The organism is Streptomyces albiaxialis, assembly GCF_039530985.1.
In the GTDB taxonomy this organism is placed as follows: domain Bacteria; phylum Actinomycetota; class Actinomycetes; order Streptomycetales; family Streptomycetaceae; genus Streptomyces; species Streptomyces albiaxialis.
Genome location: NZ_BAAAPE010000029.1, coordinates 138042 through 146994 on the forward strand (window position 1 = coordinate 138042; position 8953 = coordinate 146994).

Annotated in this window: 7 protein-coding genes; 1 reads left to right on the plus strand and 6 read right to left on the minus strand. The window is 73.9% G+C overall.

Annotated elements, in window-relative coordinates:
• Positions 1 to 75: 75 nt before the first annotated feature.
• Positions 76 to 903, plus strand: a complete 828-nt coding sequence (locus tag ABD343_RS39615) for a class I SAM-dependent methyltransferase (RefSeq protein ID WP_344535621.1) — start codon at positions 76 to 78, stop codon at positions 901 to 903.
• A gap of 106 nt (positions 904 to 1009) precedes the next feature.
• Here ABD343_RS39615 and ABD343_RS39620 read toward each other — a convergent pair whose 3' ends face one another.
• The 6 genes from ABD343_RS39620 to ABD343_RS39645 all read right to left on the minus strand — a co-directional run.
• A complete protein-coding gene (locus ABD343_RS39620; protein WP_425578378.1) occupies positions 1010 to 1552 on the minus strand; it encodes a GNAT family N-acetyltransferase in 543 nt (180 codons plus the stop codon).
• A gap of 32 nt (positions 1553 to 1584) precedes the next feature.
• Complete coding sequence (gene ffh / locus ABD343_RS39625; RefSeq protein ID WP_344535622.1) at positions 1585 to 3144, minus strand: signal recognition particle protein; 1560 nt, start codon at positions 3142 to 3144, stop codon at positions 1585 to 1587.
• 110 nt (positions 3145 to 3254) lie between these two features.
• A complete protein-coding gene (locus ABD343_RS39630; RefSeq protein WP_344535623.1) occupies positions 3255 to 5843 on the minus strand; it encodes a [protein-PII] uridylyltransferase in 2589 nt (862 codons plus the stop codon).
• Between the two features lie 106 nt (positions 5844 to 5949).
• On the minus strand, positions 5950 to 6288 hold the full coding sequence (locus ABD343_RS39635) for a P-II family nitrogen regulator (protein WP_344535625.1): 339 nt from the start codon (positions 6286 to 6288) through the stop codon (positions 5950 to 5952).
• Positions 6285 to 7556: an ammonium transporter gene (locus ABD343_RS39640; protein ID WP_344535626.1), complete on the minus strand. Its 1272-nt coding sequence runs from the start codon at positions 7554 to 7556 to the stop codon at positions 6285 to 6287. Before ABD343_RS39640 ends, ABD343_RS39635 begins: the two co-directional genes overlap by 4 nt.
• 339 nt (positions 7557 to 7895) lie before the next feature.
• Positions 7896 to 8953, minus strand: a 1058-nt coding sequence (locus tag ABD343_RS39645) for an NsdA family TPR-like regulatory protein (protein ID WP_486387857.1), incomplete at its 5' end; no start/stop codon positions are given.

Consider the following 8953-nt stretch of genomic DNA (forward strand, 5'->3'; position numbering starts at 1 on the left):
GGCATACGGGGGCGGGCACCACTCAAGGGGAACCCAGACGGCCGCGACGGAGCTTCACTGGATTGGGGCGTTGCGATGACACCCGCGCTCGTGCATGACCGGCACCGGACCGCGTCCCCCACGGCGGAGCAGACCGCCCGGGCGCGGGACTGGGCGGAGATCCAGGAACGGATGCTGGTCCCGCTCTACGAGGCGGTGTACGAACGGCTGGAGATCGGCCCGGGCTCCCGGGTGCTGGGCCTGGGCTGCGGCACCGGGCTCGCGCTGCTGCTGGCGGTCGAGCGGGGCGCGGCCGTGCACGGGGTGGAGACCGACGCGGCGCGGCTGGCGCTGGCCCGTGAGCGGCTGCTATCGGAGCCGGAGTGGGGCACGCGCCCGTGGGAGGCGCGGCTGACCCCGGGCGGCCCCGGGGAGCCGTTGCCGCAGGAGGACGGGGTGCCCACGCTGGTGACGGCGTTCGAGGCGCTGCCGGGCGCGGAGGCGCTGGCCCGTACGGCGGCGGGGCTGGAGCGCGGCACGCCCGTGGTGCTGGCGGGCTGGGGCCCCTCGGAGCGGTGTGCGACGGCGCCCGCGCTGCGGGTGGCGACGCGGCTGGCGGAGCCCGCCGCCGAGCCCGCTTCGGGGTGCGCGCACTGGTGCGGCCGGGACGATCTGGAGGACCTGGCGCACCGTGCCGGGCTGCGGCTGGACGGTTCGGGCCGGGTGGCGTGCCCGTTCGGCTACGCGGGCATGGAGAGCGCGGTGCGGGGCCTGCTGGCGACGGGCCTCTACGATCCGGCGGTACGGGCGACCGACGAGGAGCAGGTCCTCAAGGAGCTGGTGGAGGCGCTGCATCCGTATCTGCGGGAGGACGGCACGCTATGGATGCCGAACCTCTTCCGGTACGTGATCGCCCGTACGTGACCGCTTCCGACCGTCCGTACGTGACTGGGCGCGTGTGACCGTCCGTACGTGACAGGGCGCGCGTGACCGCCCGTACGTGACAGGGCGCGCGTGACCGCCCGTACGTTCAGACGCCCGGCCATTCCTCGGCGGTCAGCGCGAAGCGCTCGTGGTCGCGCCAGGCGTCGTTGATGTAGAGCATGCGGGGCGAGAAGCCCTCGTGCCGGAAGCCGAGGCGCTTGGCCATGGCGATGGACCGGACGTTGTCGGGCTGGACGCTGATCTCCAGGCGGTGCAGCGCCAGGCCTTCGGGGGCCTCGCCGAAGCAGCGGTCGACGACGAGGCGCAGGCCCTCGGTCATCCGGCCGGTCCCGGCGTAGGGCAGGTAGCTGTCGTAGCCGAGCGCGGCGTTGCGGAAGCGGGCGCGCACGATGTTGGCGACGTTGACCCGTCCGACGAGGCCGCCGTCCTCGTCGTTGAAGATCATGAAGGTGCGCAGCGTGGGGCCCTGGCGGCGCAGGAGGTCGGGGAAGCCGTCCGGCTCCACCGGGTTCCACGGGCTGAGGTGGTCGGTGGAGCGGACGACGGCTTCGCTGTAGGCGCGTTCGTCCTCGGGCTTGGGCGGGCGGATGGAGACGCGCATGGCGGGCGCGCTGGGCACAGTGGACATGCACGACATCATCCGCCCTGTGCCCGGACGGCTCACTTCGGGGGCAGCATGTCCTTGAACTCCTGGGGGAGTTCGAAGTCGCTCGCGTCCTGGCCGGCGCCGGGGAGCCCGAAGGCGCCGCCCTGGCCGCCCGCGGCCTTGCGCTCGGCGGCGGCCTGCTCCTCCTGCTTGCGCTTCATCGGGTTGCCCGACTGGCGCTTGCCCTTGGCCTTCTTCTGCTGCTTGCCCTTCTTCTTGCCCCCGGCGCCCGGCATTCCCGGCATGCCCGGCATTCCGGGCATGCCGCCGCCCTGGGCCATCTTGGACATCATCTTGCGGGCCTCGAAGAAGCGCTCGACGAGGTTCTTGACCGCGCTGACGTCCACGCCGGAGCCGCGGGCGATACGGGCGCGCCGCGAGCCGTTGATGATCGTCGGCTCGGCGCGCTCGCCGGGCGTCATGGACTTGATGATGGCGGCGGTGCGGTCGACCTCGCGCTCGTCGAGGTTGTTGATCTGCTCCTTCATCTGGCCCATGCCCGGCATCATGCCGAGCAGCTTGGAGATGGAGCCCATCTTGCGGACCTGCTCCATCTGGGCCAGGAAGTCGTCGAGCGTGAACTCCTTGGGGCCCTTCGCCAGCTTGGCGGCCATCTTCTCGGCCTCTTGCTGGCTGAAGGTCTGCTCGGCCTTCTCGATGAGCGTGAGCATGTCGCCCATGCCGAGGATGCGGGACGCCATGCGGTCCGGGTGGAACGCGTCGAAGTCGTCCAGCTTCTCGCCGTTGGAGGCGAACATGATCTGCTTGCCGGTGACCTGGGCGACCGAGAGGGCCGCGCCGCCGCGCGCGTCGCCGTCGAGCTTGGAGAGCACGACGCCGTCGAAGCCGACGCCGTCGCGGAACGCCTCGGCGGTGGTGACCGCGTCCTGGCCGATCATGGCGTCGACGACGAAGAGGATCTCGTCGGGGCTGACCGCGTCGCGGATGTCCGCGGCCTGCTGCATCAGCTCCTGGTCGATGCCCAGGCGTCCGGCGGTGTCGACGATGACCACGTCGTGGTGCTTGTCGCGCGCGTATGTGATCGAGTCCTTGGCGACCTTGACCGGGTCACCCACCCCGTTGCCCGGCTCGGGCGCGAAGACGGCGACGCCCGCGCGCTCGGCGACCACCGAGAGCTGATTGACCGCGTTCGGCCGCTGGAGGTCGGCGGCGACCAGCATCGGGGTGTGGCCCTGGCCCTGGAGCCAGCGGCCGAGCTTGCCCGCGAGGGTCGTCTTGCCGGCGCCCTGGAGGCCGGCGAGCATGATCACGGTCGGCGGGGTCTTGGCGAAGCGCAGCCGGCGGGTCTCGCCGCCGAGGATGCTGATCAGCTCCTCGTTGACGATCTTGATGACCTGCTGCGCCGGGTTCAGCGCCTGGGAGACCTCGGCGCCGAGGGCGCGCTCCTTGACCTGCTTGATGAAGGCCCGGACGACGGGCAGGGCGACGTCCGCTTCGAGGAGAGCGATTCGGATCTCGCGCGCCGTGGCGTCGATGTCCGCCTCCGAAAGGCGCCCTTTGCCCCGGAGGTTCTTGAAAGTGCTCGCCAAGCGGTCGGAGAGAGTATCGAACACGGCGGTCGCGGGTCCTTAGCGTTGTCGGTCAAGTCGGCATCGACCCCCCAGGGTATCCGCCCTTCGGGGGTACGGTCAGTGCCGGGCTTCCCCGCCTTCGTCGGGGGAGGTCACCTCAGCTCCGCCTCCAGCGAGCGTGCCAGACGCGCCGCCTCGTCCGCGGGGAGGGGCGCGCCCTCGGGCCCCGTCACGTAGAACACGTCGACCGCGCTCGCGCCCAGGGTGCTCACCCGCGCGCTGCGCACCGCGACGCCCGCGCCCTCCAGGGCCCGCCCGATGCGGTGCAGCAGGCCCGGGGCGTCCTGGGCCCGCACCTCGATGACCGTGGCGAGGTCGGAGCTGCCCGGCGCGACGGTGACGCGCGGCGGCGGGGGCGGCGTGCCCCTGCGGCGCGGCCGGTGGGCGGCCTCGCGCTCGGCGAGGCGGGAGGCGATCGCGAGGGAACCGTCGAGCGCCCGTACGAGGTCGGAGCGGAGCCGCGCGGCCTGCGGCAGCGAGCCGTACGCGGCGGCGACCCGCCAGGTGAGCAGCAGCACGGAGCCGCCCGCGCCGCCCGTCACGCGCGGGGACAGCTCCAGCAGCCGCAGGTCCGCGGAGCGGACGGTCAGCCGGTGCAACGCGAGGACGCCCGCGACGGCGGGCAGCACGCCGGGCTGGTCGGGCAGCGCGATCTGCAGCTCGACGCCGACGGGTTCGGGCTCGCCGCCGGACGCGGACTCCCCGATGCCGCCGGTCCCGGTCCCGGTCCCATGCTCATTCGCGGCTGCGGCCGCCGTGCCCTCGGCGTGGGCGCGCAGCGCCAGTACGGGTCCGGCCGTGCGCCAGGCCTCGACGCCGAGGCGTTCGGCCTCGGCCGTCGGCTCGTACGGGGCGGCCTGCTCGGCCGGTTCGCCGGACAGTACGGCCGCGGTCCGCGCGGCCAGGTCGGCGACGAGTCCGGCGCGCCAGGAGGACCAGGCGGCCGGTCCGGTGGCGCGGGCGTCCGCCTCGGTCAGGGCGTGCAGCAGTTCGAGCGATCCCTGGCTGCCGACGGCCCGCGCGACGGTCTGGAGGGTGGCCGGGTCGTCCAGGTCGCGCCGGGTGGCCGTCTCGACGAGGAGCAGGTGGTGGCGTACGAGCGTGGCCAGCACCTCAGCGTCGGCGGGGCCGAATCCCATGCGGGCGGCGGTGTCGCGGGCGATCGTCGCGCCGGTGACCGCGTGGTCGCCGGGCCAGCCCTTGCCCATGTCGTGCAGCAGCGCGGCGACCAGGAGCAGGTCGGGGCGGTGCACCCGGCGGGTGAGGGCGGAGGCGTGGACGGCCGTCTCGACGAGGTGGCGGTCGACGGTGAACAGGTGCACCGGGTTGCGCTGCGGGCGGCACCGTACGCGCTCCCAGTCGGGCAGCATCCGGGCGACGAGTCCGGCGGCCTCCAGCGCCTCCCACACGGGCACGGTCGCCTCGCCCGCGCCGAGGAGCGTGACGAATTCCTCGCGCGCCTCTCGCGGCCAGGGCACGGGAAGGGCGGGCGCGGAACGGGCCAGCTTGCGGGCGGCGGGCAGCGCGAGCGGCAGCCCGGCCTGCGCGGCGGCAGCCGCCGCGCGCAGCGGCAGCACAGGGTCGCGTTCGGGGCGCGCGCCACGGGCGAGCGCCGCCTCGCCCTCGTGCTCCACCACCCCCTCGGCCAGCGGCGTCCGCTCCCCCGAGCCGGACGCCGACGCCGTGCCCACACCCGTCCCCGCGCCCGTGCCCCCGCCCGAACGCGCGCCCGGCCCCGGCCCCAGCAGCCCGCGCAGCCGCGTACGCCCCGCGCGCGGCCCGGTCCCGCCCGAGCGGGCGCGCAGCACGCGCCCGACCTCGCGCCAGGTGACCTCGCTCGCGTACGAGAGGGCGCGTGCCGCCTCGTACACGTGGCGCAGCAGGGTGTCGGCGTCCAGCAGCCCCAGCGCGGAGGCGACCTGGTCCTGGTCCTGGAGCGCGAGCCTGTCGGTGGCCCGGCCGGTGGCCAGGTGCAGCGCGTCGCGGACGTCGAGGAGGGTGCGGCGCGCCTCCTCCAGGCCCTCGCGGGGCGCGTCCGCGAGCCAGGAGGCGGCGACGGCGCGCAGCGCGGTCACCTCGCGCAGCCCGCCCCGCGCCTCCTTCAGATCCGGCTCCAGCAGGAACCGCAGCTCGCCGTGGCGCCGCGCCCGTTCCTCCCCCATCTCGCGCAGTTCGGGCAGCCGCCGGGGCGCCTGGGCCCGCCAGCGCGCGTACGCCGCCGTCCGCAGGTCGGCCGTGAGCGCGGGGTCGCCCGCGAGGTGCCGGGCGTCCAGCAGGCCGAGCTGCACCTTGAGGTCGTCCTCGGCGGCCCGCCGGGCCTCGGCGGGGGTGCGGACCGAGTGGTCGAGGGCGAGCCCGAGGTCCCAGACGGGGTACCAGACGCGGTCGGCGAGCGCCGCGATCCCGTCCGCGGCCGTACGCCCGTCGTGCAGCAGCAGGAGGTCCAGGTCGCTGCGCGGCGACAGCTCCCCGCGCCCGTACCCGCCGACGGCGACGAGCGCGACCCCGGCGGGGGCGACACCGGAGGGGGCGCCACCTCCGAGGAGCCCCGCCAGCCATGTGTCGGTGAGCCCGGACAGCGCGGCCCGCCGCGACGGCCCGTCCAGCGCGCTCTCCTGAAGGAGCCGCAGCCGCGCGGCGGCGTAACTCTCCTCCGCCACCTCGGTCTTCTCAGCCGTCATGGCAACACCCTTCCGATGTCGTGCCCCGAAAGGGGCGCGGGGAACTGCGCGCCCAGCCGCCACGCTCCCGCAGCCGCGGACGAGGGCGCCACGGACGAGCGGAGGGCTACAGCGCGTCCGGCCCGCGCTCACCGGTCCGTACGCGGACCGCCGTCTCGACCGGGACCATCCAGACCTTGCCGTCGCCGATCTTGCCGGTGCGGGCGGCCTTGACCACGATCTCCGTGAGCTGCTCGGCGTCCTCGTCCTCGACGAGGACCTCGATACGGATCTTCGGCACGAGGTCGACGGTGTACTCGGCGCCCCGGTAGACCTCGGTGTGGCCGCGCTGGCGGCCGTAGCCGCTGGCCTCGGTGACGGTGAGGCCCTGGACGCCGAAGGCCCGCAGGGCCTCCTTCACCTCGTCGAGCCGGTGCGGCTTGATCACCGCGGTGATGAGCTTCATGCATCCACCTTCTTGGAGAGCGGGGCCTGGGGGCCGGGCACGCTGTCGCGCGAGCGCGAGGAGGAGACGCCGCCGACGGCGCTGAAGTCGTACGCGGTCTCCGCGTGGTACGCCTGGTCGAGTCCGGCCGCCTCGTCGTCCTCGTCGGCACGGAAGCCGACCGTGGCCTGCACGAGCTTCGCCAGCAGCCAGGAGACGACGAACGAGAACGCCATCACGGAGAAGGCTCCCACGGCCTGCTTGCCGAACTGGGTGAGGCCGCCCACGCCGTCGATCGCGAGGAAGCCGACGAGCAGCGTGCCGATGACCCCGCCGACGAGGTGGACGCCGACGACGTCGAGCGAGTCGTCGTACCCCAGCTTGTACTTGAGGCTGACCGCCCAGGAGCAGACGGCCCCGGCGACGACGCCGATGAGGAGCGCGCCCATCGCGTTGACGGCGGCGCCGGAGGGGGTGATGGCGACGAGGCCCGCGACGGCGCCGGAGGCGGCGCCGAGGGTGGTGAAGGCGCCGTGCCGGATCCGCTCGTAGACGAGCCAGCCGAGGACGGCGGCGCCGGTGGCGACCTGGGTGTTGACGGCCATGGTGGCGGCGGTGCCGTCGGCGGCGAGCGCGGAGCCCGCGTTGAAGCCGAACCAGCCGAACCACAGCAGCGCGGCGCCGAGCATGACGAGCGGCAGGCTGTGCGGACGCATGGGGTCCTTCTTGAAGCCGGCGCGCTTGCCGACGACGAGGACGGCCGCGAGCGCGCCGATGCCCGCGTTGATGTGGACGGCGGTGCCGCCCGCGAAGTCGATGACCTCCAGCTCGTACAGCCAGCCGCCCTCGGCCCACACCCAGTGCGCGACCGGGAAGTAGACGATCGTGGTCCACAGGGCGATGAAGAGCGTCCAGGCGCTGAATTTCACGCGGTCGGCGAGCGCCCCGCTCATCAGCGCGGGGGTGAGGATCGCGAACATCATCTGGAAGAGGACGAAGGCGAGGACGGGGATGCCGCCCTTGCCGGTCAGGGTGTCGGCGGAGATGCCCTTGAGGCCGACGAAGTCGAGGTTCCCGATGACGCCGCCGGTGTCGGGTCCGAAGGCCAGCGAGTAGCCGTAGAGGACCCACAGGACGGTGACGACGCCGAGCGAGACGAACGACATCATCAGCATGTTGAGCGCGCTCTTGACCCGGACCATGCCGCCGTAGAAGAAGGCGAGGCCGGGCGTCATCAGCATCACCAGTGCTGCGCTGATCAAGACGAATGCGGTGTCCGCGCCGTTCAATGGACGACTCCTCGGGGTCACGACCCGTGCGGCTCGCCGTCCGTGGAGTGCGGCGCGGCCCGGCCCGGGTCCGGCGGGCGGTATGCGCGACAGGTTTCCGAAGGCCGGTTTCCACCGGTGCCGTGCGGTGTTTCACGTCCGTGACGATGAGGCGGGCCGTGTTACGCCGGGATGAACCGCCGGTCCGCACCGGGTGCCGGGGAGTACGCTCCGCCGTCCTCAGGGGCGCGCACGCGAAGACCGGCCGCGGCAGGTGCCCCGGTTGACCTGGCGTGGGGGGCCGAGTCGGGATCCGAGGGGCCGCTGCCGCGACCGGTCGTCCGCGCGCGGGGTGCGGGGCTAGCCCGCGACCGCCGCCTCGCTCTCCGGCAGCTCGATGCGGAGCCGCTCTCTGAGCTGCACGACGTCGGCGACCTCGCCGAAGTCCTGGACGGCGAAGGCGGCGGTGCGCCTCAGCCGGTTGTTCACCCGCTCCGAGCGGAGCCGCTTGGCGACGTCCATGGCCTCGCCCGCGCGCTCCGCGCAGTGCTCGGGCTCGCGCTGGAGGAGGTGGACGCTGGCCATGCCGATCAGGTTCAGTGCGTAGGACCGCTGGTGGCCGCCGCCCTCGCTCTCCGCCGCCTCGTCACGGAACAGCTCGACCGCGCGCTCCATGAAGGGGCGCGCCAGCGACGCGTAGGTCGGGCTGCGGCCGGACGAATAGGCCAGATCGCGGTACGAGTGGGCGTTCTCCGCGCAGAGCTCGGCCTCGGAGAAGAAGCGGATCCAGTCGGGGTCGCCGTCCGAGCGGTCGATCTCCTCGAAGGTCTCCTCGGCCATCCGGACGGCGCGCTTGCACTTGCCGGGCTGGCCCATGTTCGCGTACGCCCGGGCCTCCATCGCGTACAGCATCGCCTGGGTGCGGGGGGTGGAGCCCTCCCGGCTCCCGTACTGCGCGAGGTGGATCAGCTCCAGGGCGTCCTCGGCGCGGCCGAGGTGGATCATCTGGCGGCCCATCTTGCTCAGCACGTACGACCCCAGGGGGCGGTCTCCGGCCTCCTTGGCGGCGTGCAGGGCCAGCACGAAGTACTTCTGCGCGGTGGGCTGGAGTCCGATGTCGTAACTCATCCAGCCCGCCAGCTCGGCCAGCTCGGCGGTGACGCGGAAGAGCCGCCGGGCGACGGGCTCGGGGTGCTGCTCCTGGAGGAGGTCGGTGACCTCGTGGAGCTGGCCGACGACGGCCTTGCGGCGGAGCCCGCCGCCGCACTGGGCGTCCCACTGGCGGAACATCATCGTCGTCTGCTCCAGCAGCTCCAGCTCGGGCTCGGAGAGCCGGGGCCCGCGCCGCTGGCCGCCGCCCTGCGCGGTGCCCATGGCGGCGCCGCCCTGCGCGGGGATCCCCGCGCCGCGCGGCGCCC

Coding starts and splice junctions, on each gene's coding strand:
- ABD343_RS39615 (WP_344535621.1), top strand. CDS start 76: ATGACACCCGCGCTCGTGCATGACCGGCACCGGACCGCGTCCCCCACG.
- ABD343_RS39620 (WP_425578378.1), bottom strand. CDS start 1,552: ATGTCCACTGTGCCCAGCGCGCCCGCCATGCGCGTCTCCATCCGCCCG.
- ABD343_RS39630 (WP_344535623.1), bottom strand. CDS start 5,843: ATGACGGCTGAGAAGACCGAGGTGGCGGAGGAGAGTTACGCCGCCGCG.
- ABD343_RS39635 (WP_344535625.1), bottom strand. CDS start 6,288: ATGAAGCTCATCACCGCGGTGATCAAGCCGCACCGGCTCGACGAGGTG.